Origin of the sequence: Hydrogenophaga sp., assembly GCF_018780075.1 — a bacterium.
Taxonomy (GTDB): Bacteria; Pseudomonadota; Gammaproteobacteria; order Burkholderiales; family Burkholderiaceae_C; genus Hydrogenophaga.
Map to the genome: position 1 here is coordinate 1 of NZ_JADMKB010000027.1, position 23,166 is coordinate 23,166.

Here is a 23,166-nt window from a genome sequence, read left to right on the forward strand (position 1 = left end):
CCAGCGGGTGCGAGGTGCTGACGACGTTGCGCGCGAACAGCGGCAGGCGGGTGCTTGGGTAGGACGAGGCGTGGTTGAGGTTCATGCCCGCATTCTGCAGCGCCGGTCGCTGTTTTCAACCCCCGCTGCGCAACAGCATCGCCGGGTTGAGTCGCATCTGCGCCAGCAGGTAGCGCGCGCCCAGCCCCAGGCTCAGCGTGCTGACACCAGCCGCGGTCAGCAGCCTGCTCCAGTACAGCCCAGCCGGGCTCATGTCCAGCCGCCACTGCAGCAGCGCGGTGGCCAGCGCGCTTCCGGCCAGCAGGGCAAAGCCGGCGGTCACGGCGGCCAGCAGCACGTATTCCCACAGCAGCACGCGCCTCAGCAGCGAATGCCGCGCGCCCAGCGCGTGCATCACCGTGGCGTCGTAGAACTGGCGTGAACGCACCGAACGCCGGCAGGATGGCCCGGTTCGCTCACGAAGCAGGGCAGGCGCATCGCGGCGCGCGTGGTGCCGCCGGGTCATGCGTAGTCGTAGGTGCCGCCTTTTTCCAGCGCCAGCTTGTAAGCCGGGCGAGCATGGATCTTCTTGAGCCAGGCCATGGTGGCGGGCCGCGAAGCGCCCAGGCCGCCGCGCGACACGGCCGCTTCGAGCGGGAAGCTCATCATGATGTCGGCGGCGGTCATCTGCTGGCCGGCGAACCAGGGGCGCGAGGCGAGTTCCTGCTCGATGTAGTCGAGGTGCACGTCGAGCATGGGCTGCACCTTCTTGATCGCGAGCTGGCCCAGCAGGGGGATCTTGGACATGGCCAGGATGAGCAGCAGCATGGGCATGACCGAGCCCTCGGCGTAGTGCAGAAACTGGCGGTAGCGGCGTTGGCCCACGCCGCTGTCGGCCGGGCCGAGCTGGCCGGTTTTCTCGACCAGGTACTCGCAGATGGCGCCGGTCTCGACCAGCTTGATGGCCCCGTCTTCCAGCACCGGCGACTTGCCCAGCGGGTGCACCTTCTTGAGCTCGGGCGGCGCGAGCATGGTGCTTTTGTCGCGCTCGTAGAAGCGGATCTCGTAGGGCAGTTCCAGCTCTTCGAGCAGCCACAGCAGGCGCTGCGAGCGGGAGTTGTTCAGGTGGTGGACGGTGAGGGTCATGACAACGCCTTGGGGTTGGGGAGGCCTGCATTGTGGTGCGTGGGCGGGATGCTTGCAGGCTGTCGTGGCATGCGGCGGCTTGCTGCTCACCCGCCGCCGGGCAGCAGTGCCGCCAGTGTCTGCAGCGAGTCGGCCTCTTCCACCGGCTTGTCTTCGCGCCAGCGCAACATGCGCGGGAAGCGCACCGCGATGCCGCTCTTGTGGCGCGGGCTGCGGCCGATGCCCTCGAAGCCGAGTTCGAACACCAGCGTGGGCCGCACGCTGCGCACCGGGCCGAAGCTCTCGATGGTGGTCGCGCGGATGATGGTGTCCACCCGCGCCATCTCGGCATCGGAGAGGCCCGAGTAGGCCTTGGCGAAGGGCACGAGCGCGCGGCCCTCGGTGCCTGGCGGCGCGTTCCACACCGCGAAGGTGTAGTCGCTGTAGACGCTGGCGCGGCGACCATGGCCGCGCTGGGCGTAGATCAGCACCGCGTCCACGCTCATCGGGTCGGTCTTCCACTTCCACCAGGTGCCCGCGGCCTTGGTGCGGCCCACGCCGTAGCTGCTGGCGCGCTGCTTGAGCATGAAGCCTTCGGTGCCGCGTTCGCGGGCTTCTTCGCGCAGGGCGGCGAGTTGCGCCCAGGTGTCGCCCGTCAGCACCGGGCTGGCGATCAGCAGCGGGTGGTTGAGGTCCTGCACCAGCGCGTCCAACGCCACGCGGCGCGCGTGCAGCGGCTGTTCGCGCAGGTCCTGCCCGGCCTGTTCGAGCAGGTCGTAGGCCAGCAGCGCCACCGGCAGCTCGCGCAGGATCTTGGGGCCCAGCGTCTTGCGGCCGATGCGCTTCTGCAGCTCGGCGAAGGGCTGCGGCTTGTCCTCGCGCCAGACCACGATCTCGCCGTCGAGCACCGTGCCTTCCGGCAGCGCCTCGCCCAGCGCCACCAGCTCAGGAAAGCGCTCGGTCACCAGTTCTTCGCCGCGCGACCACAGCCACACCTGGCCCGCGCGCTGCACGAGCTGCGCGCGGATGCCGTCCCATTTCCACTCCACCTGCCAGTCGGCGGGCGGCCCGAGCAGTTGATCGAATCGCTCCAGCGCTTCGTTGAACGGGTGCGCCAGAAAGAAGGGGTAGGGCTGGCCGCTGGTTTGCTGGTTCTGCTCGGTGGGGCTTTCCGGCGCCACCAGCGCCGCGTAGTCGGCCGCCGAGGGCAAGGCGCCGATGTGGGTGTAGCCCATGAGCCGCTGCGCCACGCGTTTCGCGTCCACGCCGGCCACGGCAGCGAGTGCCTGCGTGACCTGCAGCTTGGACACGCCGACGCGGAAGCCGCCGGTGATGAGCTTGAAGTAGACGAAGCGCTGATCGTCGGGCAGTGCGTCCCACTGGGCTTGCAGTTTTGACGCCAACACTTCAGGCGGCAGGCCGCGCAGCGGCAGCAGGTGCTGCACGAGCCAGTCGGCGAGCCCGCGGTCCACCGGCGCGCTGGCCGGCGGCAGCAGCAGCGACACGGTCTCGGCCAGGTCGCCCACGGTCTGGTAACTCTCTTCAAACAGCCACTCGGGCAGGCCCGCCGCCGCCTGCGCCAGCTCGCGCAGCGCGCGCGTGGGCACGGTCTGGCGTGGCTTGCCGCCGGCCAGGAAATACACCGCCCAGGCCGCATCGGCGGCGGGCGCTTCGCTGAAGTAGCGCTGCAGCGCTGCCTGCTTTTCGCGCGTGGCGGTGCTCGCGTCCAGCTCGCGGTAGAGGGCGGCGAAGCGCTTCATGGGGCGGGCTCCCCGGGAGCGACTTCAACAGCCTTGTCCGCCGAGTCCTCGTCGCCGTACTCGGTCTCAAACGCCTGCGCGTCCAGCCCCTGCTCGGTGAGCCAGCGCACCAGCACCGGCACGCTGCCGTGCGTCACGCGGATGTGTTCGGCGCCGGTGCCTTTGATGGCCGCCATCAGCCCCGGCCAGTCCGCGTGGTCCGACATCACGAAGCCCCGGTCCACGCCACGCCGCCGCCGCGTGCCGCGCACCTGCATCCAGCCGCTGGCGAACGCGTCCACCGCGTCGGCGCCGAAGCGCTTCATCCAGGGCGTGCCCTGGGCCGAGGGCGGGGCGAGCACCAGCGCGTGCTGCAGCGCGGTCTTGTCCAGCTCGGTCACGTGGTGCGTGGGCGGCAGGTGCACGCCCGCCTCGCGGTACACCGCGTTCAATGGTTCCACCGCGCCGTGCACGACGATGGGACCGATGCTGGCGTCCACCCCATGCAGCAGCCGCTGCGCCTTGCCGAAGGCGTAACACAGCAGCACCGAGGCGCGGCCCTCGTCGGCGTTGCGCCGCCACCAGGCGTTGATGTCGTCGAACAGCACCGCCTGCGTGGGCCAGCGGTAGACCGGCAGGCCGAAGGTGCTCTCGGTGATGAAGGTGTCGCAGCGCACCGGCTCGAACGGCGCGCAGGTGCCGTCGGCCTCGGTCTTGTAGTCGCCCGAGGCCACCCACACCCGGCCGCCGTGTTCCAGCCGCACCTGCGCCGAGCCCAGCACATGCCCGGCCGGGTGCAGCGACAGGCGCACGCCGTGGTGTTCAATGGCTTCGCCATAGTCCAGCGTCTGCAGGGCAATGTCCGCCCCGAGTCGCTGGCGCAGCGTGCCCGCGCTGTGCGTGTGCGCCAGGTAGTGCGCGTGGCCCCAGCGCGCATGGTCCGAATGGCCATGCGTGATCACGGCCCGTTGCACCGGTCGCCAGGGGTCGATGAAGAAGTCGCCCGCAGGGCAGTACAGTCCTTCCGGGCGGGCGACGATGAGGCCAGGGTCGTTGAGGGACGCCATGTTTCCAGCAAGAATAACGAACTTTACGATATTGACGAATTAAACGGATTGACCGAAAATAGCCGTCAAAACAAATCAACAGGGACCGATCATGAACACACTTGCCATTCCTCTGGGCTCCACGGAGAAAGCGCCGCGCCGGAGCGCCGCCCGCGCGTCCGCGGACCCTTACGCCAGCGAAGCGCAAACCACCGCGCTGTTGCGCTCAGGCGCGGCCTACCGGCGCGAGCGCATCCAGGCCGCCGACATGGTCACCACCGACGAAGCCGCCGAACTGGCGGGCGCCACGCGCGTGACCATCAACGCCTGGATCAAGGCCGGCCGCTGCATCGGCGTGGCGCACCTGCGGCGCGGCTACAAGCTGCCGCGCTGGCAGTTCGAGCCCTTCGTGTTCCCGCACCTCCAGCCCCTGTCGCAGGCGCTGGGCGCCACCGATGGCTGGCAGCTGCTGGCCTTTCTGGAGAGCCCGCACCCGGCGCTGGACGGGCAGACGCCCCGTGTGGCGCTGGAGCAGGGCGTGGATGCGAGCCGTGTGCTGGGGTTGGCAACAGCAGAGGGTCATTGACGACCCCTGCCCATGGATCTCAAAGAACTCAACCCGCCGCTGACTGAGCTGCCCGCTGGGCAGAACTTCTTTCGCGTGCAGCTGCTGCGCGCGCGACCCGGCAGCGTCAAGGCCAACGGCCTGCTGCTGCCACCGGCCGGTGTGCTCTCCGGTCGCTTCTGCCTGGCCGACCGGGTGACGGCCTACCTGGCCGACAGCGCAGCGACCGCCTTGTTTGAGTCGCTGTTCCGCCGCGACGCGGTCAGTCGCAGCCTGGCCGACCTGCGCAAGCGCGCGCTGCTGCAGTTCAGCACCATGCAGCCGCTGCGACTGGTGGACCTGCGTCCTCTGGCTGAGCCCTACCCGGTGTTGCAGAGCCTGCGGATCGCACAGACCCAGGCGCTGGCGCGGGACTGCGTCAAGGCAGGTCACCAAGGGCTGATCTATGCCTCGGCCCAACACCCGCAACACGCCTGCGTTTGCCTGTTCCCGGATGGCATCGCAGCGCTCAAGCGAACGCAGCAATGGCCGCTGGTCAAACCCGGCACGCGGCAGTTGCTGCACGCCGTGGTCGACGCCGCGCGCCGGTCGGGTGTGTCGTTGCTGGGGGAGGATGTGGCTGCCACATGAGCCCAACGACCCTTGGCGAATCGTCGAAGGCCGCAGCCCTCGTCTGGGTCAACCTGTACCTGGCGCTGCTCGCCCTGCTGGTGTGGGGCATGGTCTACGGCCTGCGCATCCGCTGCGAGGGCTTTGGCTGCATGGGCGTGGGCATGTACTGGTTCGTGTGGGCCGGCGTCTGCACCGTGACCGGGCTGCTGGGGCTGTGGGCGCGTTCCCGCAGCTCGCTCGCGGGCGTGGCGGTGGGCCTGGTTCGGGTGGCCCTGGTTCGGGTGGCCCTGTGGGTGCAGCTGCTCATGGGGCTGGGGCTGCTGTGCTGGTGGTGGTTGGGGTGACGGCTGGTTGACCGTCCGGGCACCGGGGCGCACAGTGTCCACCCCGTCACACACCGGAGACCACCGTGTCCACCTCCCCCCACGCCATCAACTGGTTTGAAATCCCCGTGACCGACTTCGCCCGCGCCGTGGCCTTCTATGAAACGGTGCTCGGTCGGCCCATCGAGACCATGGCCTTGGGGCCGTCCACCATGGGTTTCCTTTCCATGGGCCCGGACTCGGTGGGCGGCGCCATCGTGCACGAAGAGGGCGCCACGCCCTCGCGCAGCGGCACGCTGGTTTACCTCAACGGCGGCGACGACCTGGCGCCGACGCTCGCACGGGTCGAGGGCGCCGGCGGCTCGGTGACCGTGCCCAAGAGCGACATCGGCAGCGGCTTCGGCTTCTTCGCCCACTTCATCGACACCGAGGGCAACCGCGTGGGTTTGCACTCGATGGCCTGAGGGCCAGCGAGCCGGTGCCGGTATGCTTTCCGGCATGACCTCAGCCCGCCACGTCCTCTTCCTCGTCGCCTCCACCCGCGAACCCGGCCACGTCGGCAACACCGAGTGGCTGGCCCGCCAGGCCGCGGCCAGCCTGCCGCCCGACACCACCCAGACCTGGGTGCACCTGGCCCGCGCCGGCATCCCCGAGTTCATCGACCAGCGCCACACCGTCGGCAGTTACCCCATGCCCGAAAGCGGCAGCGTGATGCGCAACCTGCTGGACCAGACCCTGGCCTGCACCGACCTCGTCTTCGTTGCACCGGTCTACTGGTTCAGCTTCCCCGCCACGCTCAAGGCCTACCTCGACCACTGGAGCGCCTGGCTGCGCGTGCCGGGGCTGGAGTTCAAGGCGCAGATGAGCCAGAAGCGCCTGTGGCTGATCACCACCAACGGGGATCGCGCCAAAGCACAACCCATGATCGACTCGACGGCGATGTGCGCGAAGTTCCTCGAAATGCCTTTGGCAGGTGTGTTGTGGGGCAAAGGAGGAGCGGCGGAGGCTGTAAAGGCTGACGAAGGTGCAGCAGAAAATGCCCTCACATTCTTCGGTCATCCGCAGCAAGGTATTTCCGGCAACCAAGTTACTAGGTCCAGTATCGTCTACGCGTACAACGGCTACCTTCCGGTTTTTGCCAGTTGGAACTCTGGGGAGCCCTACACAGGCAAGGCCAGTGGTACTAAAGACATCGCGGATTGGAGCGGGGGCTTTCTCGACGGATTTCCACATGGGCCATTTGTTCTGGTGTTGGGTGACCGTCAAACCAACTACCTAAAGTTCGATAGAGGTTTAGTTGCGGAGAATTGAGAGCCTGCCATTGGTGATGACTCAAAATTATTCGTTCAACATAAGGTTGTTCTGCAACCAAGAGGGAAGGGGGCGACGGTCACCCGTCGCCCCCTTCCCTTTTCTGAACCTGTCAGCGCGAATCAGCTGAAAAAGCTCTTCGCCTTCTCAAACCAGCCCTTGTCATTCGGGCTGTGTTTGTGGCCGCCTTTCTTGAACGACTCGTCGAGTTCCTTGAGCAGCTTGCGCTGGTGTTCGGTCAGCTTCACCGGCGTCTCGACCGCCACGTGGCAGTACAGGTCGCCGGGGTAGCTGCTGCGCACGCCCTTGACTCCCTTGCCGCGCAGGCGGAAGGTCTTGCCGCTTTGTGTGCCTTCGGGCAGGTCGATGGTGGCCTTGCCCGCGAGCGTGGGCACGTCGATCTCGCCGCCCAGGGCGGCCACCGTCATGCTCACCGGCACCTGGCAGTGCAGGTCGTCGCCTTCGCGTTCGAAGATGTCGTGCTTGCGCAGCCGCACTTCAATGTAGAGGTCGCCTGAGGGGCCGCCGTTCTGACCGGGCTCACCGTTGCCGGTGCTGCGGATGCGCTGACCGTCGTCGATGCCGGCGGGGATCTTGATCTCCAGCGTTTTCTGCTTCTTGATCTTGCCCTGGCCGTGGCAGGTGGGGCAGGGCTCGGGAATGATCTTGCCGGTACCGCTGCACTGCGGACAGGTCTGCTGTACGCTGAAGAAACCCTGGCGCATCTGCACCGAGCCTTGGCCGTGGCAGGTGCTGCAGGTCTTCACGCTGGTGCCGGGCTTGGCGCCGGTGCCGGTGCAGGTTTCGCAGTCGTCCCAGCTCGGAATGCGGATCTGCGTTTCCTTGCCGCCGGCAGCCTCTTCGAGCGAGATTTCCATGGCGTACGACAGATCGGCGCCGCGGTAGACCTGGCGGCCGCTGCGCTGGCCGCGCGCACCACCGAAGATGTCGCCAAAGATGTCGCCGAACGACTCCGAGAAGCCACCGAAGCCCTCGGCGCCGGCCGCGCCACCGCGCAGGTTGGGGTCCACGCCGGCGTGGCCATACTGGTCGTAAGCCGCTTTTTTCTGCGGGTCCGACAGCATCTCGTAGGCTTCTTTGGCCTCCTTGAACCGCTCTTCCGCCGCCTTGGATGCATCGCCCTGGTTGCGGTCGGGGTGGTGCTTCATCGCAAGCTTGCGATACGCCTTTTTGATTTCTTCGTCTGCGGCGTTCTTGGGCACGCCCAGCACTTCGTAAAAATCGCGTTTAGCCATGGTCTTTAGGGAACAGCCCCTGGGGGTTCGGTTGGAACACAAACGCCGCGACAGGCTTCCCTGACGCGGCGGATGATCGAAGCTTCAGCGAATCAGGACTTCTTCACTTCCTTGACTTCGGCGTCGACGACATCGTCGTCGTTCGCCTTGCTGTTGCCTTGCGGCGCGCTCTCGGCGGTGGCCGCCTGCTCGGCTTGCGAGGCGGCGTACACCTTCTCGCCGAGCTTCTGGCTGGCGGTCATCAGCGCTTCGGTCTTGGCCTCGATGGCTTCCTTGTCCTCGCCTTTGGCCGCTTCTTCCGCGTCCTTCAGGGCCGTCTCGATGGCTTCCTTCTCGGCGGCGTCGAGCTTGTCCCCGTGTTCGCCCAGGCTCTTCTTCACGCTGTGCACCATGGCCTCGGCCTGGTTGCGCGCCTGCACGAGTTCGACCTTCTTCTTGTCGTCGGCGGCGTTGAGCTCGGCGTCCTTCACCATCTGCTGGATCTCGGCTTCGGAGAGGCCGGTGTTCGCCTTGATGGTGATCTTGTTTTCCTTGCCGGTGCCCTTGTCCTTGGCGCCCACGTGCAGGATGCCGTTGGCGTCGATGTCGAACGACACCTCGATCTGAGGCATGCCGCGCGGCGAAGCAGGGATGCCTTCGAGGTTGAACTCGCCCAGCAGCTTGTTGCCGGAGGCGATCTCACGCTCGCCCTGGAACACCTTGATGGTCACGGCCGGCTGGTTGTCTTCGGCGGTCGAGAAGGTCTGAGCGAACTTCGTCGGGATCGTGGTGTTCTTCTGGATCATCTTGGTCATGACGCCGCCCATGGTCTCGATGCCCAGGGACAGCGGGGTCACGTCGAGCAGCAGCACGTCCTTGCGGTCACCCGAGAGCACCTGGCCCTGGATGGCGGCGCCCACGGCCACGGCTTCGTCGGGGTTCACGTCCTTGCGCGGCTCCTTGCCGAAGAACTCCTTGACCTTCTCCTGCACCTTGGGCATGCGGGTCATGCCGCCGACCAGGATCACGTCGTGGATGTCGGAGACGCTGATGCCGGCGTCCTTGATGGCCATGCGGCAAGGCGCGATGGTGCGTTCGATCAGCTCTTCCACCAGGGCTTCGAGCTTGGCGCGCGTGAGCTTGATGTTCAGGTGCTTGGGGCCCGACGCGTCGGCGGTGATGTAGGGCAGGTTGAGGTCGGTCGCGGCCGAGCTGGACAGCTCGATCTTGGCCTTCTCGGCGGCTTCCTTCAGGCGCTGCAGGGCCAGCACGTCCTTGGTCAGGTCAACGCCCTGTTCTTTCTTGAACTCGGTGACGATGAAGTCGATGATGCGCTGGTCGAAGTCTTCGCCGCCCAGGAAGGTGTCGCCGTTGGTGGACAGCACTTCAAACTGCTTCTCGCCATCGACGTCGGCGATCTCGATGATGGACACGTCGAAGGTGCCGCCACCGAGGTCGTACACCGCGATCTTGCGGTCACCCTTTTCGGTCTTGTCCAGGCCGAAGGCCAGGGCCGCGGCGGTGGGCTCGTTGATGATGCGCTTGACGTCGAGGCCGGCGATGCGGCCGGCGTCCTTGGTGGCCTGGCGCTGGGCGTCGTTGAAGTAGGCCGGCACCGTGATCACGGCCTCGGTCACCGGCTCGCCCAGGTAGTCCTCGGCGGTCTTCTTCATCTTGCGCAGGATGTCGGCGCTGACCTGCTGGGCCGAGATCTGCTTGCCGCGCACTTCCACCCAGGCGTCGCCGTTGTCGGCGGCCACGATGGCGTAGGGCATGAGGTTGATGTCCTTCTGGACTTCTTTCTCGGTGAACTTGCGGCCGATCAGGCGCTTGATCGCGTAGAGCGTGTTCTTGGGGTTGGTCACGGCCTGGCGCTTGGCGGACGCGCCAACCAGCACTTCACCGTCTTCCTGGTAGGCCACGATCGACGGCGTGGTGCGCGCACCTTCCGAGTTCTCGATCACCTTGGTGGTGTTGCCTTCCATGATGGACACGCACGAGTTGGTGGTGCCCAGGTCGATGCCGATGATTTTTCCCATGTGCTCTGCTCCGGTTCTAAAAAATGAATGTTGAAAACGCTGTGGACGCGGTGTGCATCCCTTGTGGAAGAGGTGTGGATAAGTCAGGTGTTTTTCAAGCCCCTGCCGTCACAAATGCCTTTATTTGGGGGCGGCCACCGTGACCAGGGCCGGGCGCAGCACGCGGTCGGCGATCAGGTAGCCCTTTTGCAGCACGGCGACCACGGTGTTGGCGTCCTGCTCGGCGGGCACCATGCTGATGGCCTGGTGCTGGTGCGGGTCGAATTTGGTGCCGGCGGCGGGGGCGATTTCGAGCACCTTGTGGCGCTCCAGCGCGCTTTTGAGCTGCTTGAGCGTGGCTTCGGAGCCTTCGCGCAGCTGTTCGCGCGTGGCTTCCTGGATGCCGAGGCCGGCTTCCAGGCTGTCGGTCACGGGCAGCAGGCTCTCGGCAAAACTCTCCACCGCGAACTTGCGGGCCTTGCTGATCTCGTCTTCGGCGCGGCGGCGGGCGTTTTCGGCCTCGGCCTTGGCGCGCAGGAACTGGTCGGCCAGATCGGCGTTTTTCGCCTTGAGTTCGGTGACTTCGTTGCTCAGGGCGGCCAGCGCGTCGGCTTCGGCCACCGCGGCAGCGGCCAGGACCTCTTCCGTGCTCATGGGAGCGTGGTTCTCGGGGCTGTCAGCGGGGTGTTGTGGTTGGCTCATGGCGGGTAAAAGGTCGTGAAATCAAAGGCAAAGCTGGCCGTGCGCAACATGTAGGGGCGGTCAGGCCGGGTTCAAGGGCTGGCGACAGCCAATTGGCTGGCGGGGGGCGAAAATCGGGGTTTTTCCACAGGCAAAGCCCATGAAACTCTTTCGACACGGCCCACAGGGCGCAGAACAACCCGGTCTGATCGACGCCAGCGGCGCGCTGCGCGACCTCTCGGGCGTGGTGGCGGACATCGGCCCGGCCACCCTGGGGCGTGATTCTATGTCCCGGCTGGCGGCGCTGAATCCGGCGTCGCTGCCCCTGCTGCCCGCCGACACCCGCCTGGGCGCCTGTGTGGGCGGGGTGGGCAACGTGGTCTGCATCGGTCTGAACTACGCCGACCACGCGGCCGAAGCCGGTCTGAAGGCGCCCGGCCAGCCCATCGTGTTCAACAAGCACAACGGCGCCATCAGCGGCCCGACCGACGACGTGTGGCTCGCGCCCGGCTCGGAAAAGCTGGACTGGGAGGTGGAGCTGGGCATCGTGATCGGCGAGCGGGCGTTCCACGTGAGCGAGGCGGACGCCCTGCAACACGTGGCCGGCTTCTGCCTGGTCAACGACGTGTCCGAGCGGGCCTACCAGATCGAATACGAGGGCCAGTGGACCAAGGGCAAGAGCTACCCGACGCATTGCCCCATCGGCCCCTGGCTGGTCACGCCCGACGAGCTGGGCGACCCGCAGAACGTGGACCTGTGGCTGGACGTGAACTGCGTGCGCCGCCAGACCGGCAACACCCGCACCATGATCTTCGGCGTGGCGCAGATCGTGAGTTACCTGAGCCGTTTCATGGCCTTGCAGCCGGGTGACGTGATCCCCACCGGCACGCCACCGGGCGTGGGCATGGGCATGAAGCCGCCGACCTACCTGAAGGTGGGCGACGTGGTGACCCTGGGCGGGCGCGGCCTGGGCGAGCAGCGCCAGGTGGTGGTGGCCAGCCCCGCCCGCTGATCAGGGCGTGTGGGAGGACTGCGCGGCGGCCGCGCTGGCCGTGGCGGCCCGGGCTTGCTGGTGCGCCCACTTGCTGGCGAACTGCTGCACCTCGCCCATGCGGCGCGCGAGGTCGGCGCCCAGGTGGGTGAGGCGGTAGCCGTCGCCTGTGTGGTCCACCAGCCGGGCGGCACGCAGCTCTTTCAGGCGGGTGTTGAGGGTGTTGGGGGTGACGCCACCCACGCTGTCCTGCAGCAGGCGGAAGGTCTGTGGGTGCCCATCGCTCAAGGCCCAGATCACGCGCATCGCGTAGCGCGATTCCAGCAAGTCGAAGAGCTGAATCACCGCGGCCTTGTCTTTGGATGCCATGCTGTGTCTCCTGTCAGCCAACCTCTGTCGGGCTGGCTGAGGTCCACTATAGGGACATCCGGCCCTTGCTAGCAGTTTGCTAGCTGCGTGCGGTGCAGCAATGTGGCGCAAAGACCCACGATCAGGATTTACCCCGATTGCGCCCCCCGGGGCGGGGAGGGGGCCTTACGGCCGATAAACCCGGCGCAGCAAGGCTTTGAGGGTGTCCAGCTCTTTCGCCGAGAGCCGGCTGGCCACGTCGATCTCCAGCTGGGTGGCGGTGGCCTGGGCGCTCTTTTGCAGCTTCTTGCCGGCGGGCGAGAGGTGCAGGCCCTGGGCGCGGCGGTCGGTGGGGTGGGGCCGGCGCTCGATCAGCCCGCGCTTGTCCAGGCTTTTGATCATGCCGACCAGGTTGGGCGGCAGGATGTCCAGCGCGACGCAGAGCTGGCGCGAGGTGATGCCGGGGTTGTGGGCGATGAGCGTGAGCACCGAGAAGTCCACCGGGCGCAGGCCGAAGGGCGCCATGCGCTGCAGGAATACGCCGATCACGGCCAGCGCCGCGCGCCGGGCGTTGTAGCCCAGCAGGGATTCGAGGTAACTGGTGTCGATGCCAGCGTCGCTGTCGGTGGTGGCGGACGACTTCGGTGCCGTGCCGGTGGCGGTCTTGCGGGCAGCGCGCGGGCGGCGCAGGGTGTTGGCAACGGTCGTTTCGGGCATGGTTGCCAAGGATAACGGTATCGTGATCGGCTTCTCAGGGGGTTGTCACCCGGCCAGCGTGTGTTCCATCATCGCCAGCCGCATCTGGAACTCGGGCCAGACCCAGCGCCAGAAGCCGGTCTGCGCGGTCTGCCAGCGGGTGGTGTCCGAACCCGGCGTGGCGCCGATGCGCGCCCAGGCCCAGGCCATCAGCAGCATCGCCACGGCGCGCAGGAAATCATCGGCCAGCCAGTGCGGCAGGTCGGCCGGCGCGTCTTTCGAGGTGGTGCGCGGCAGCAGGCGCTCGCGCAGGAAGGTGGCAAAGCCGTCGAGTTGCGCTTTCACGCGCCGGGCCTGTTCGTCGTCACCGAGCTCCGCGCCGATGTCGGCCAGCAGCTGCAGCAGCGCCGCAGCGCCGTCGGGCAGGGTCTTGCGCAGCAGCAGGTCGATCGCCTGGATCTCGTTCGTGCCCTCGTAGATCATGGCCACGCGCGCGTCGCGCACGATCTGCTCGATGCCCCATTCGCGCACGAAGCCGTGGCCGCCGAACACCTGCAGGCAGGCGCTGGCGCCGTGGAAGGCCTGGTCGGTCCAGGCCGCCTTGAGCACCGGGGTGACCAGGGTGCACCAGCGGCTGGCGAGCCCGCGACGCGCAGCGTCGCCGTGGTGCTTGAGGATGTCCAGTTCCAGCGCGGTGCGGTAGGCGACGACGCGGCCGGCGTCCACCCAGGCGCGCTGCGCGTCGAGGATACGGCGCATGGCGGGGTGTTGTTCGATCAGATCCGCTTCACCCGCTTTGGCGCTGCCACCCGGCGCGCGCATCTGGCGGCGTTCTTTCGAGTAGGCGTCGGCCTTCTGCCAGGCCGCATCGAGCAGGCCGATGCCCTGCAGGCCCACGTGCAGGCGGGCGGCGTTCATCATCACGAACATCGCGTTCAGGCCCTTGCCGGGCTCGCCCACGATCCAGCCCGGGGCTTCGTCGAAACGCATCACGCAGGTGGGGCTGCCGTGCAGGCCCATTTTTTCTTCGATGCGTTCGCAGACCACCGCGCTTCTGGATCCGTCCTCGTAGAACTTGGGCACCAGGAACAGCGACAGGCCCTTGGGGCCGGGCGGGCTGTCGGGCAGGCGCGCCAGCACCAGGTGCACGATGTTGTCGGTCAGGTCGTGCTCGCCGCCGGAAATGAAGATCTTGGTGCCGGAGAGGGCAAAGCGGCCGTCGGCCATCGGCACGGCCTTGGTGCGGCACAGGCCCAGGTCCGAGCCCGCGTGCGGCTCGGTCAGGCACATGGTGGCCAGCCATTCGCCGGTGGCGAGCTTCTCCAGGTAACGCGCCTTCAGTTCGGGCGAGGCGTGGTGCTTGATGCATTCGTAGGCGCCGTGCAGCAGGCCGGGCGCCATGGTCCAGCCGTGGTTGGCGGCGCTCAGGTTTTCGTACAGCATGGCCTCCAGCACGGCCGGCAGGCCCTGGCCGCCGTCTTCGGTGGCGCAGGCCAGCGACGGCCAGCCGGCCTGCCAGAAGGCCTGGTAGGCGTCGCGGAAACCGGGCGGCATGGTGACGGCGCCAGCCTTCCACTGCGCGCCCACCTCGTCGCCCTCGCGGCTGAGCGGGGCGATCACCTCGCCCACGAACTTGCCGGCTTCGTCCGTCACCTGCACCAGCAGGTCCTCATCGACATCGGCGTAGGCGGGCAGGGCGGCGAGCTGCTGCGGCGCCTGCAGCACGTGCTGCAGGATGAAACGTTGTTCGGCGGGCTGGGGCTGGTAGGCGTTCATGAGGTCGTGTGTGGGATGGATCAGCGGTCGCGGGTGGCTTCCTGGGTCTTGTCGGGCGAGCCTTCGAGCCCGGCCAGCAGCGCCTTGTTGCTGCCGGGAATGACCATCTGGAACTTGTTGTCCACGGTGGTGTATTCGTAGTAGCCCATGCGCGCGATCGGCTGCATCTTGAGCACATCGACCATGCCGTTGCCGTCGATGTACTGGTCGTCGATGTGGATGCCCACCACGCGGCCGAACACCACGTCCACCGTGCCCATGGGCGGGCGGCCCGGGAAGCGCACGGTGTTGAGGTATTCACATTCGAACTGGATCGGCGAGCCCTTGACACGTTTGGGTTTGACGAGCCGGCTCTCCAGCTTCTCCAGCCCGGCGCGTTCAAATTCATCGACACCGTGCGGCAACTCCTCGGCGCTGATGTTGACCGCCTCGCGCAGCGCGAAGGTCGCCATGTTCCAGACGAACTGGCCCATCTGCTCGGCGTTGCGCACCGAGTCCTTGCGCTCACCCTGCGTGCTCTGGTTGGCGCTGAACATGACGATCGGCGGGTCGAAGGTCACGTTCTGGAACTGGCTGTAGGGCGCGAGGTTGTCGCGGCCCAGCGCGTCCACCGTGGAGATCCAGCCGATGGGGCGCGGGACCACGCAGGACTTGAACGGGTTGTGCGGCAGGCCATGGGGCGTCTGGCCCGGTTCGTAGTACATGGCGGTGCTCCGTTCGGTGGACGTTCGGGGATCAGCGGCAGACGAAGCTGGACGCGTCTTCCGTTGGCCCCGATCCCTTGTAGGTCGCGACCGTGGGGTAGGCGCACAGCGGGCGGCTGCGGTTGGGCGCCCAGCTGGCCGGCACCTCGGTGTTTTCGCCGCCGGGGTTGCCCGCGCCGCGCGCCGTGGCTACCACGGCCTGCGGCGCCTGGCCCTGCTCGACCCACTTGACCAGGGGCGAGAGCAGGTCGAACTGGTCGGTGGACAGGCCGCCGCTGCAGTGCGCCATGCCGGGCACCGGGAAGAAGCGTGCGAAACCGTCGGCCTTTCCACCCAGTGCCTGGTCCAGGCGCAGCATCCACTGGCGGGTGTCTTCGGCGGAGAAGATCGCGTCGGCCACGCCGTGGTAGATCACCATCTTCGCGCCGCGGTCCTTCAGCTTGGCGAGGTTCACCGGATTCTCGTGACCGGGTGGGGTCATGAGCGACAGGCCCGATTCGCGGTACACGTCGCTGGTGGCGCTGAACATGGGCAGGCGGGCGGTGATGTCGACCTTGAGCGGGTCGAACATGCCCGGCGGCACGCTGAACACGGTGCCGACCGACAGCGGGTCGAGCGCGACCGAGTTGGCGAACTTCCAGGTGCCCCAGTTGTCACCGGCCAGACCCGGATCGAAGGGGAAGGCGGCGTAGATCGACTGACCGCCGTTGGTGCGGCCGCCGGCGAACACGCTGGCGATCACCGTCTTCTGTGCCGCGCTCAGGCACTGCCCGTTGCGCTCGCCGGAGCAGGTGGGCACGCCGGTGTCCAGCTTGAAGCTGGCCTGGCAGGCCTGCATGGCCTGGACCATGCCGTCCTTCGCGCCGTCCAGCGCGTCGCATTTGCCCAGGATGGCGCTGGCCACCAGCTGGCGCTCGGCCTTGGTGAAGGCGCCGCCGAGGTCGGGGATCTTCGCGGTCGGGTTGAGCGGGTGTTGGGTGGTCGCACCGGCCACGGCCAGCGGCGCCCACTGCTGCGCACCCCAGAGCTGGGCCAGCGCGGCGTTGGGCAGGCGGTAGCCGGGTGCGCCGACGAGGTAGCCGTCGTAGGCCTGGCCGCGCGCGGCCTCGACCAGCGCGTGGCGGCCGCCGTTGGAGCAGCCGCCCAGGTAGGAGCGGTCCGGTCCCTTGCCGTAGGCCGTGGCGATCAGGGCCTTGGCCATGGGCGTGAGCTTGGCCACCGCCTGGTAGCCGTAGTCCAGCCGCGACTGGGCTTCCAGACCGAAGTAGGGCGTCTGCGGGCCCGAATGACCGGCGTCGGAGCTGATCACGGCAAAGCCTTGCATCAGCGCACCGGTCAGCGGGCCGCCGCCCAGCGCGCCGTCGGCCGTCTTCACCGAGCCGTCCAGGCCCCCGTTGCCCTGGTAGTAGAAGCGGCCGTTCCAGGCCTTGGGCAGGCGCATCTCGAAGCCGATCGCGTAGTCGCGGTTGTCCGATCCCTTGCGCTTGTGCATGGCGCCTTTGACCAGGCAGTGTTCCGCCACGGGCTGGTTGCCCTGCTTCAGCTCGCCAACCGGCACGGTGCTCACGGCGTCCACGGTGGTCTGGTCGAAGCGGAAGGACTGGGCCAGTTCGGCGCAGGTTTTCAGGGGCGCGCCGACAGCGGCGCTCAGGCGCGCGGTGCCGGCGGGGGCGGTGGGCGACGAGGAACAGGCGGCGAGGGTGATGCCGGTCAGGGTGGCGCCGGCGATGCGCAGGGAGCGGTGCAGGGACTTCATGGACGGCCTTTGAATGGGGGAAGATTCACCCCGCCGGAGCGGGGCCGAAGACACGGCAAAAAAAGGGGGCGGCGGCGGGCCGCCCCGCGCTCATCAGGACTCGGCGGTGAAGCCGATCTTCTTGACCAGCGGGCCCCAGAGGTCGAAGTAGTACTTCATGCTCTTGGCCATCTCTTCCGGCGAGCCGCCGACCGGCACCATGGCGGAGATGGCCAGGCTGTCGATGACCGTCTTTTCCTTGAGCGCGGCGTTGATGGCCTGGTTGGCGCTGGTCACCACGGCCGCGGGGGTCTTGGCCGGCGCGTAGAAACCGAACCACTCCTCGACCACCAGGTCGGGGAAGCCCTGCTCGGCGAAGGTGGGCACCTCTGGCACGAAGGTCGAGCGCTGCTTGCCCGAGGTGGCGATGATGCGCAGCTTGCCGGCCTTGTGGTTGGGCAGGAAGTCGCCGTGGGGCGTGAACATGCTGGCGAGCTGGCCGCCGATCACGTCGGTGATGCCGGGGATGGAGCCACGGTAGGGCACGTGCTTGAGGTCCACGTTCGCTTCCAGGCCCAGCAGCGCGCCGAGGAAGTGCGGCGTGGAACCGGCGGCGGGCGAGCCGTAGTTGGCCAGCGTGGGGTTGGCCTTGCACCAAGCCAGGTAGTCCTTCACCGTCTTCACCGAGGCTGGCACCATCGGGCCGACGGCCAGGCCGTGCGCGAGCATCGAGGCCATGGCGACGGGCACCAGGTCCTTGAAGGGGTCGTAGCTCAGCTGCTTGTAGATGTGCGGGTAGATCGACATCATCGAATACGGCGTGAGCAGCAGCGTGGCGCCATCGGGCGCGGCGTTCTTCACGGTTTCGACGGCGATGCGACCCGCGGCGCCGGTCTTGTTCTCCACCACGGCGGCGTTCTTGGTGTACGCCGAGCCGCCCAGCTTTTCGCCGATGCGGCGGCTGGTCACGTCGGCGCTGCCGCCGGCGGGAAAGCCGTTGACGATCTTCACCTGTTCGAGCCCCTGGGCAAAGGCGTGTTGCAGGCCGAGGCTGCCCAGCAGGGTGGAGCCGGCGGTGGCCTGGATGATCTGGCGGCGGTTGAGGGTCATGGTGTTGTCTCCGGTGGTGGTGGTGAAAAAGGTGGCGGGAAAGGCATCAGCTGCACAGGGCCCTGATGTCGGCGGGGATGGGGATGGCCTTGATGCGGTCGGGGTGGGCCGGGTCGCGCATGCAGAAGGCCCGGGTCTCTTCGCCCTCACAGATCAGCGTGTCGCCGCGCTTGACGATGTGCTTGTGGATCAGCACCTTCTCGCGCCACTCGGTGACGCTGGTGTGGACCTGCAGGCGCTCGCCGTAGGTGGCGGGGGTGAAGAATTTCGTGTGGATCTCCAGCAGCGGCGTGCCGATGATCCCCGTCGTTTTCTGCAGCTCGCGCCACGGCGGCACGTCGCAGCGCACGAAGAAGTTGAGCGACGAGGCGTCCATCCACTTGCTGAAGTTCGGGAAGAAGACGATCCCGGCGGGATCGCAGTCGCCGAACATCACCTCGACCTCGTAAACGACGACCTTGCTCATCAGCGTGGTGCCATTCTGAGTGCACCATCGAGGCGGATCACCTCGCCGTTCAGGTGGCCGTTGCTCACGATGTGGGCGGCCAGTTCGGCGAACTCTTCCGGCTTGCCCAGGCGGTTCGGGAACGGGATGCTCTTGGCCAGCGACTCCTGCACGGCCTCGGGCAGCTCCTTCATCAGCGGCGTGGCGAACAGGCCGGGGGCGATGGTGCAGACGCGGATGCCGTGCTGCGCCAGGTCGCGCGCCATCGGCAATGTCATGCCGGCCACGCCGGCCTTGGACGCGCTGTAGGCCTGCTGGCCGACCTGGCCGTCGAAGGCCGCCACGCTGGCGGTGAACACCATCACGCCGCGCTCACCGTCGTCCATCGGGTCGAGCTTGGCGCAGGCGGCGGCGAACAGGCGGGCCGCGTTGTAGGTGCCGATCAGGTTGACGTTGATCACGCGGGCGAAGTCGGCCAGCGGGGCGGCGTTGCCGTCCCGGCCGACCACGCGTTTGGCGCTGCCGATGCCGGCGATCTGCATCAGGATGCGCGCCGGACCGTGGGCCGCCGCAGCGGCCTCGACCGCGGCCTCCATGCTGTCCGGGTCCGACACATTGCACTGCACGGCGACGCCGCCGATGTCGGCCGCCACGCGCTGCGCGTTCTCGAGGTTGAGGTCGAGCACCGCGACCTTGGCGCCCAGACGGGCCAGTTCGCGCGCGGTGGCCTCGCCGAGGCCGGAGCCACCACCGGTGACGAGGGCGGCGTGTCCTTTGATTTGCATCGTGTTCTCCTAAAAAATGTTCGAAGCGCGTGCCTGGTTCGAGAACACCGCGGAACCGGCTTTGCCGGGCCGCTGGTGTTGCCCCCTTGGGGGGTGACGCCGCAGGCGGCGCGGGGGGTTACCGTGGTTTCAGGATGTAGCGCAGCTCATCCGTGTGCAGCTTGGCCACGGTGTCCGCGCGGTGCGACAACACCGCGCGCTGGTTGATCGATCCCTTGTCGGTGACCTCGCCGCGGTCGATGGTGGGCGGGTCGGCCAGCAGGCACAGACGGGCGATGCGGTTGGCGCTGCCGGTGGCGTTGCGCGCCAGTTCGTCCACGATGGTCTGGAACTGCGCCAGCACCGCAGGGTGGTCCAGCACGTCGTGCATCGACGCGTCGGCCGGCAGGCCGGCGAGGGTGCGCACCGCCGGCGTCGGGAACACCATGGCGCCCACCTCCTTGAGGTTGATGCCGGTGAGCACCACGTCCTGGATGAAGGGCGCGCCGGCCGCGATGATCTTGCCGCGCAGCGGGCCCACGCTCACGAAGGTGCCGGTGGCGAGCTTGAAGTCTTCGGCGATGCGGCCGTCGAACTTCAGGCCCAGGTGGATGTCGGTCTCGTCGATCCACTTCACCGCGTCGCCGGTCTTGAAGAAGCCTTCTTCGTCGAATGCCTCGGCGGTCTCGGCCGGCATGCGCCAGTAGCCAGGCGTGATGTTGGGGCCCTTGTAGCGCACCTCGGTCTTGCCGCCGGCATCCACCAGCTTGAGTTCCAGGCCCGGTGTGGGCAGGCCAAGGTCGCCGGCCTTCACGTTGGGGCTGGTCACGAAGATGCCGAAGGGGCCGGACTCGGTCATGCCCAGACCCGTGCCCATGACGATGCGCTCGCCGATCTCGCTTTCCTGCGCGGCGTGCAGTGCGTCCCACACCGGTTGCGCCAGCGAGGCGCCGGCGTAGAAGAACATCCGCACGCGCGAGAGCAGCATCTTGCGCAATGCGTCGTCGGTCTTCATGGCGTTGGCGATCGCCTCGAAGCCGGTGGGCACGTTGAAGTACACCGTGGGCGCGATTTCGCGCAGGTTGCGCAGCGTCTCGCCCATCAGCGCGGGCGTGGGCTTGCCGTCGTCGATGTAGAGCGTGCCGCCGTGGTACATCACCATGCCGAAGTTGTGGTTGCCGCCGAAGGTGTGGTTCCAGGGCAGCCAGTCGATCAGCACCAGCGGTTTCTCGGCGAGCACCGGCATGGACGTGGCCATCTGCTGCTGGTTGGCGCACCACAGGCGCTGCGTGTTGATCACGGCCTTGGGCATCTTGGTGGAGCCCGAGGTGAACAGGAACTTGGCGATCGTGTCGGGCCCGGTGGCGGCCATGGCGGCGTCCACGGCGGGCGTGGGTTCGGTGGCCATGAGCGCGGCGAACGAGGTGGTGTCGCGACCCGGCACCGTGCCTTTGGTGGTGACGAGCTCCACGTCGTCGCCCAGGGTGGCGAGCATCGCGCGGCTGTAGCGCAGCGCGTCGCTGGCGAACACCAGGCCCGGGGTCAGGGTCTTCACCACGTGCTTGAGCTTGTCGAAGTCCTGGCTGACCAGCGAGTAGGCCGGCGAGGTGGGGCAGTAGGCTATGCCCGCGTAGATGCAGCCCAACGCCAGCAGCGCGTGCTCCAGGTCGTTTTCGCTCAGGATGAGCACCGGCTTTTCGGCCGAGAGGCCGCGGTCGAGCAGGCCCTGGCCGATGCGCCGCGCGGCGTCGAGCGCCTGCGCGAACGTGATGTGCTGCCAGTCGCCGCTGCTGCCGTCGGCGTTCTTCATCCGTCGGGCGAACAGGGTCTGGTCGGGCCGCGCCTGGGCCCAGTGCACCAGCCGGTCGGTCAGGCGCTCGGGGTAGGGGCCGAGTTCCTGGTCGGCACGCAGGTAGTGCACCCCGGCCTCGCCGTCGCGCACGGTGGCGCGGGTGACGCCGAATTTCAGAGGGCGGTATTTTGCTTCGGTCATGTTGTCTCCGTGTTCTTGACTGTGATGAGCGGACCGGCTTCCGGCGCGCGTGTCTGATACCAGAGATGCCGAGGAACCGGCTTCGCCGGGCCTCTGGCATCGCCCCCTGGGGGGTGACGCCGCAGGCGGCGCGGGGGGGGGGGGGTCAGTCCTTCTTGACTTTGGCGGCCTTGCCCTGCAGGAACGCTTGCACGCGTTCCTTGGCTTCGGGGGCGCTCTGCGCGATCGAGGCCATCAGCGCCTCGGTGAACAGACCGTGGTCGGCCGGCTGTTCCGCGATGCGGGGCAGGGCGTGCATGAGCGCGAAGTTGGTCATGCGGGCGTTGGAGGCGATGCGCGTGGCCAGCTCGACGGCTTTCTCCAGCGCGGTGCCGGTCGGCACCAGGTACTGCGCCAGGCCGATCCGCTCGCCGTCGGCGGCGTTGTAGACGCGGCCGGTCAGCATCATGTCGGTCATGCGCGCGGCGCCGATCAGCTTGGGCACGCGCACCGCGCCACCGCCGCCCACGAAGATGCCGCGCGTGCCTTCAGGCAGCGCGTAGAAGGTGGTCTCATCGGCCACGCGGATGTGGCAGGCGCTGGCCAGCTCCAGGCCGCCGCCGACCACCGCGCCGTGCAGCGCCGCGACCACGGGCACGTTGCCCTTTTCCACACACTCCAGCGCCGCGTGCCACATGCGCGAGTGGAAGACGCCGTCTGACGCATCACGCTCGCTCAGTTCCGACAGGTCCAGGCCGGCACAGAAGTGCTCGCCGGTGCCGTCCACCACCGCCGCGCGCACGCTCTGCGGCAGGTTCTGGAACGCGTCGCGGATGGCGAGGATCAAACCGTCGTTCAGCGCGTTGCGCTTGGCCGGGCGGTTGAGCGTGATCACGGCGACTTCGGCTTGTTCGCCGCGCAGGCTGACGGTCAGATCGGGGTGTGGGGTGTTCATGGTGCTAGGGGGTTTTGGAGCTTGTTGAGTGATGCGATTATTGTTATAAACAATAACCAAATCAAGAAAAACCCTGTCCTTCAACCCCCGTGTTTACCCCTAGTCCCACCCCTCATCAGGAGCCACCATGGACCACCAGAACCTGATTGCCATCGACATCCACACCCACGCGGAAGTGAGCTGCCGCAACCCCTTCGACAACTATGGCGAGGAGTACGACCGCGCCGCCGACAAGTACTTTGGCAGCAACCGCCGGCCCACCATCGCCGAGACGATTGCCTACTACCGCGAGAAGAAGATCGGCCTCGTGATGTTCACGGTGGACAGCGAGTCGCAACTGGGCCGCCGCCGCATCCCGAACGAAGAGATCGCGCAGGCCGCGCGCGAGAACAGCGACATGATGGTGGCCTTCGCCAGCATCGACCCGCACAAGGGCAAGATGGGCGCGCGCGAAGCCGAACGCCTGATCAAGGAAGAGGGCATCAAGGGCTTCAAGTTCCACCCCACGGTGCAGGGCTACCACCCCTACGACAAGATGGCCTGGCCGATCTACGAGGTGATCAACGCCCACAAACTCCCGGCCATCTTCCACACCGGCCACAGCGGCATCGGCTCGGGCATGCGCTGCGGCGGTGGCCTGCGGCTGGAGTACAGCAACCCCATGCACCTGGACGACGTGGCGATCGATTTCCCCGACATGCAGATCGTCATGGCGCACCCGAGCTTTCCGTGGCAGGACGAGGCGCTGAGTGTGGCAACGCACAAGCCCAATGTGTGGATCGACCTCAGCGGCTGGAGCCCGAAGTACTTTCCGAAGCAACTCGTGCAGTACGCGAACACGCTGCTCAAGGACCGCATCCTGTTCGGCAGCGACTACCCGCTGATCACGCCCGAGCGCTGGATGAAAGATTTCGAAGTCGCCGGTTTCAAACCCGAGGTGATGCCCGGCATCCTCAAGGGCAACGCTGTGAGGCTGCTGGGGCTGGACGCGGTGGCCTGATCCGGGCGGCCTGCCGCTGCTCGCTGACTGCCCCGC

The 23,166-nt window shown here is 67.4% G+C and carries 24 protein-coding genes; 7 read left to right on the forward strand and 17 right to left on the reverse strand.

The window, feature by feature from the left end; genetic code table 11:
- Positions 1-115: 115 nt before the first annotated feature.
- The 4 genes from IV088_RS06015 to IV088_RS06030 all read right to left on the reverse strand — a co-directional run bounded on the left by IV088_RS06015 (position 116) and on the right by IV088_RS06030 (position 3,910).
- Entirely contained in the window at positions 116-427 is a 312-nt protein-coding gene (locus IV088_RS06015) for a hypothetical protein (RefSeq protein WP_291099110.1), read from the reverse strand.
- A gap of 74 nt (positions 428-501) precedes the next feature.
- A complete protein-coding gene (locus tag IV088_RS06020) occupies positions 502-1,125 on the reverse strand; it encodes a glutathione S-transferase (protein WP_291099114.1) in 624 nt (207 codons plus the stop codon).
- Positions 1,126-1,211: 86 nt separating this feature from the next.
- Complete coding sequence (locus tag IV088_RS06025) at positions 1,212-2,864, reverse strand: ATP-dependent DNA ligase (RefSeq protein WP_291099116.1); 1,653 nt, start codon at positions 2,862-2,864, stop codon at positions 1,212-1,214.
- On the reverse strand, positions 2,861-3,910 hold the full coding sequence (locus tag IV088_RS06030) for a ligase-associated DNA damage response exonuclease (RefSeq protein ID WP_291099119.1): 1,050 nt from the start codon (positions 3,908-3,910) through the stop codon (positions 2,861-2,863). The genes IV088_RS06025 and IV088_RS06030 overlap by 4 nt, the downstream gene beginning before the upstream one ends.
- Before the next feature lie 91 nt (positions 3,911-4,001).
- On the opposite strand from IV088_RS06030, the gene IV088_RS06035 reads away from it, so the two are divergent.
- The 5 genes from IV088_RS06035 to IV088_RS26330 all read left to right on the forward strand — a co-directional run bounded on the left by IV088_RS06035 (position 4,002) and on the right by IV088_RS26330 (position 6,700).
- Positions 4,002-4,475, forward strand: coding sequence for a hypothetical protein (locus IV088_RS06035; RefSeq protein ID WP_291099121.1), 474 nt, complete (start codon positions 4,002-4,004; stop codon positions 4,473-4,475).
- 12 nt (positions 4,476-4,487) lie between these two features.
- The gene (locus IV088_RS06040; RefSeq protein WP_291099122.1) at positions 4,488-5,084 is read left to right on the forward strand and encodes an RES family NAD+ phosphorylase; all 597 of its coding nucleotides are present in this window, start codon (positions 4,488-4,490) and stop codon (positions 5,082-5,084) included.
- A complete protein-coding gene (locus IV088_RS06045) occupies positions 5,081-5,410 on the forward strand; it encodes a hypothetical protein (protein ID WP_291099125.1) in 330 nt (109 codons plus the stop codon). The genes IV088_RS06040 and IV088_RS06045 overlap by 4 nt, the downstream gene beginning before the upstream one ends.
- 65 nt (positions 5,411-5,475) lie before the next feature.
- Complete coding sequence (locus tag IV088_RS06050) at positions 5,476-5,853, forward strand: VOC family protein (RefSeq protein WP_291099128.1); 378 nt, start codon at positions 5,476-5,478, stop codon at positions 5,851-5,853.
- A 34-nt stretch (positions 5,854-5,887) separates the two neighbouring features.
- Complete coding sequence (locus IV088_RS26330) at positions 5,888-6,700, forward strand: flavodoxin family protein (protein WP_367171571.1); 813 nt, start codon at positions 5,888-5,890, stop codon at positions 6,698-6,700.
- A gap of 122 nt (positions 6,701-6,822) precedes the next feature.
- Here IV088_RS26330 and dnaJ read toward each other — a convergent pair whose 3' ends face one another.
- The 3 genes from dnaJ to grpE form a co-directional block, all read right to left on the reverse strand.
- On the reverse strand, positions 6,823-7,956 hold the full coding sequence (dnaJ, locus tag IV088_RS06060) for a molecular chaperone DnaJ (protein ID WP_291099131.1): 1,134 nt from the start codon (positions 7,954-7,956) through the stop codon (positions 6,823-6,825).
- A 92-nt stretch (positions 7,957-8,048) separates the two neighbouring features.
- Positions 8,049-9,974, reverse strand: a complete 1,926-nt coding sequence (gene dnaK / locus IV088_RS06065; protein WP_291099133.1) for a molecular chaperone DnaK — start codon at positions 9,972-9,974, stop codon at positions 8,049-8,051.
- Between the two features lie 120 nt (positions 9,975-10,094).
- Positions 10,095-10,655 carry a nucleotide exchange factor GrpE gene (grpE, locus tag IV088_RS06070; RefSeq protein ID WP_291099136.1) on the reverse strand — a complete coding sequence of 187 codons (561 nt, stop codon included), beginning with the start codon at positions 10,653-10,655 and terminating at the stop codon, positions 10,095-10,097.
- Positions 10,656-10,794: 139 nt separating this feature from the next.
- On the opposite strand from grpE, the gene IV088_RS06075 reads away from it, so the two are divergent.
- Entirely contained in the window at positions 10,795-11,646 is an 852-nt protein-coding gene (locus tag IV088_RS06075) for a fumarylacetoacetate hydrolase family protein (protein ID WP_291099139.1), read from the forward strand.
- Here IV088_RS06075 and IV088_RS06080 read toward each other — a convergent pair whose 3' ends face one another.
- The 10 genes from IV088_RS06080 to IV088_RS06125 all read right to left on the reverse strand — a co-directional run bounded on the left by IV088_RS06080 (position 11,647) and on the right by IV088_RS06125 (position 22,130).
- Positions 11,647-11,994, reverse strand: a complete 348-nt coding sequence (locus tag IV088_RS06080; protein ID WP_291099142.1) for a helix-turn-helix domain-containing protein — start codon at positions 11,992-11,994, stop codon at positions 11,647-11,649.
- A 165-nt stretch (positions 11,995-12,159) separates the two neighbouring features.
- Entirely contained in the window at positions 12,160-12,690 is a 531-nt protein-coding gene (locus IV088_RS06085) for a MarR family winged helix-turn-helix transcriptional regulator (protein ID WP_291099145.1), read from the reverse strand.
- 45 nt (positions 12,691-12,735) lie between these two features.
- Positions 12,736-14,445 (reverse strand): acyl-CoA dehydrogenase family protein, encoded by a 1,710-nt coding sequence (locus IV088_RS06090; protein WP_291099147.1) that lies wholly within the window; start codon positions 14,443-14,445, stop codon positions 12,736-12,738.
- Positions 14,446-14,465: 20 nt separating this feature from the next.
- Positions 14,466-15,149 carry a flavin reductase family protein gene (locus IV088_RS06095; protein ID WP_291099150.1) on the reverse strand — a complete coding sequence of 228 codons (684 nt, stop codon included), beginning with the start codon at positions 15,147-15,149 and terminating at the stop codon, positions 14,466-14,468.
- 31 nt (positions 15,150-15,180) lie between these two features.
- Positions 15,181-16,905 (reverse strand): tannase/feruloyl esterase family alpha/beta hydrolase, encoded by a 1,725-nt coding sequence (locus IV088_RS06100; protein ID WP_291099153.1) that lies wholly within the window; start codon positions 16,903-16,905, stop codon positions 15,181-15,183.
- A gap of 93 nt (positions 16,906-16,998) precedes the next feature.
- Complete coding sequence (locus IV088_RS06105) at positions 16,999-17,994, reverse strand: Bug family tripartite tricarboxylate transporter substrate binding protein (protein ID WP_291099156.1); 996 nt, start codon at positions 17,992-17,994, stop codon at positions 16,999-17,001.
- 46 nt (positions 17,995-18,040) lie between these two features.
- Positions 18,041-18,460 (reverse strand): thioesterase family protein, encoded by a 420-nt coding sequence (locus IV088_RS06110; protein WP_291099159.1) that lies wholly within the window; start codon positions 18,458-18,460, stop codon positions 18,041-18,043.
- Entirely contained in the window at positions 18,460-19,224 is a 765-nt protein-coding gene (locus tag IV088_RS06115) for an SDR family NAD(P)-dependent oxidoreductase (protein ID WP_291099161.1), read from the reverse strand. The genes IV088_RS06110 and IV088_RS06115 overlap by 1 nt, the downstream gene beginning before the upstream one ends.
- 118 nt (positions 19,225-19,342) lie before the next feature.
- Complete coding sequence (locus IV088_RS06120; protein WP_291099164.1) at positions 19,343-21,196, reverse strand: feruloyl-CoA synthase; 1,854 nt, start codon at positions 21,194-21,196, stop codon at positions 19,343-19,345.
- Positions 21,197-21,341: 145 nt separating this feature from the next.
- Positions 21,342-22,130 (reverse strand): crotonase/enoyl-CoA hydratase family protein, encoded by a 789-nt coding sequence (locus IV088_RS06125; RefSeq protein ID WP_291099166.1) that lies wholly within the window; start codon positions 22,128-22,130, stop codon positions 21,342-21,344.
- A 127-nt stretch (positions 22,131-22,257) separates the two neighbouring features.
- On the opposite strand from IV088_RS06125, the gene IV088_RS06130 reads away from it, so the two are divergent.
- On the forward strand, positions 22,258-23,130 hold the full coding sequence (locus IV088_RS06130; RefSeq protein ID WP_236961139.1) for an amidohydrolase family protein: 873 nt from the start codon (positions 22,258-22,260) through the stop codon (positions 23,128-23,130).
- The last annotated feature ends 36 nt before the right edge of the window (positions 23,131-23,166 follow it).

What these genes read in the sequence shown, in the direction of transcription:
- IV088_RS06020 (WP_291099114.1), bottom strand. Translation starts at nt 1,125, where the DNA reads ATGACCCTCACCGTCCACCACCTGAACAACTCCCGCTCGCAGCGCCTG.
- IV088_RS06025 (WP_291099116.1), bottom strand. Translation starts at nt 2,864, where the DNA reads ATGAAGCGCTTCGCCGCCCTCTACCGCGAGCTGGACGCGAGCACCGCC.
- IV088_RS06030 (WP_291099119.1), bottom strand. Translation starts at nt 3,910, where the DNA reads ATGGCGTCCCTCAACGACCCTGGCCTCATCGTCGCCCGCCCGGAAGGA.
- IV088_RS06035 (WP_291099121.1), top strand. Translation starts at nt 4,002, where the DNA reads ATGAACACACTTGCCATTCCTCTGGGCTCCACGGAGAAAGCGCCGCGC.
- IV088_RS06040 (WP_291099122.1), top strand. Translation starts at nt 4,488, where the DNA reads ATGGATCTCAAAGAACTCAACCCGCCGCTGACTGAGCTGCCCGCTGGG.
- IV088_RS06045 (WP_291099125.1), top strand. Translation starts at nt 5,081, where the DNA reads ATGAGCCCAACGACCCTTGGCGAATCGTCGAAGGCCGCAGCCCTCGTC.
- IV088_RS26330 (WP_367171571.1), top strand. Translation starts at nt 5,888, where the DNA reads ATGACCTCAGCCCGCCACGTCCTCTTCCTCGTCGCCTCCACCCGCGAA.
- dnaJ (WP_291099131.1), bottom strand. Translation starts at nt 7,956, where the DNA reads ATGGCTAAACGCGATTTTTACGAAGTGCTGGGCGTGCCCAAGAACGCC.
- dnaK (WP_291099133.1), bottom strand. Translation starts at nt 9,974, where the DNA reads ATGGGAAAAATCATCGGCATCGACCTGGGCACCACCAACTCGTGCGTG.
- grpE (WP_291099136.1), bottom strand. Translation starts at nt 10,655, where the DNA reads ATGAGCCAACCACAACACCCCGCTGACAGCCCCGAGAACCACGCTCCC.
- IV088_RS06075 (WP_291099139.1), top strand. Translation starts at nt 10,795, where the DNA reads ATGAAACTCTTTCGACACGGCCCACAGGGCGCAGAACAACCCGGTCTG.
- IV088_RS06080 (WP_291099142.1), bottom strand. Translation starts at nt 11,994, where the DNA reads ATGGCATCCAAAGACAAGGCCGCGGTGATTCAGCTCTTCGACTTGCTG.
- IV088_RS06085 (WP_291099145.1), bottom strand. Translation starts at nt 12,690, where the DNA reads ATGCCCGAAACGACCGTTGCCAACACCCTGCGCCGCCCGCGCGCTGCC.
- IV088_RS06090 (WP_291099147.1), bottom strand. Translation starts at nt 14,445, where the DNA reads ATGAACGCCTACCAGCCCCAGCCCGCCGAACAACGTTTCATCCTGCAG.
- IV088_RS06095 (WP_291099150.1), bottom strand. Translation starts at nt 15,149, where the DNA reads ATGTACTACGAACCGGGCCAGACGCCCCATGGCCTGCCGCACAACCCG.
- IV088_RS06100 (WP_291099153.1), bottom strand. Translation starts at nt 16,905, where the DNA reads ATGAAGTCCCTGCACCGCTCCCTGCGCATCGCCGGCGCCACCCTGACC.
- IV088_RS06105 (WP_291099156.1), bottom strand. Translation starts at nt 17,994, where the DNA reads ATGACCCTCAACCGCCGCCAGATCATCCAGGCCACCGCCGGCTCCACC.
- IV088_RS06110 (WP_291099159.1), bottom strand. Translation starts at nt 18,460, where the DNA reads ATGAGCAAGGTCGTCGTTTACGAGGTCGAGGTGATGTTCGGCGACTGC.
- IV088_RS06115 (WP_291099161.1), bottom strand. Translation starts at nt 19,224, where the DNA reads ATGCAAATCAAAGGACACGCCGCCCTCGTCACCGGTGGTGGCTCCGGC.
- IV088_RS06120 (WP_291099164.1), bottom strand. Translation starts at nt 21,196, where the DNA reads ATGACCGAAGCAAAATACCGCCCTCTGAAATTCGGCGTCACCCGCGCC.
- IV088_RS06125 (WP_291099166.1), bottom strand. Translation starts at nt 22,130, where the DNA reads ATGAACACCCCACACCCCGATCTGACCGTCAGCCTGCGCGGCGAACAA.
- IV088_RS06130 (WP_236961139.1), top strand. Translation starts at nt 22,258, where the DNA reads ATGGACCACCAGAACCTGATTGCCATCGACATCCACACCCACGCGGAA.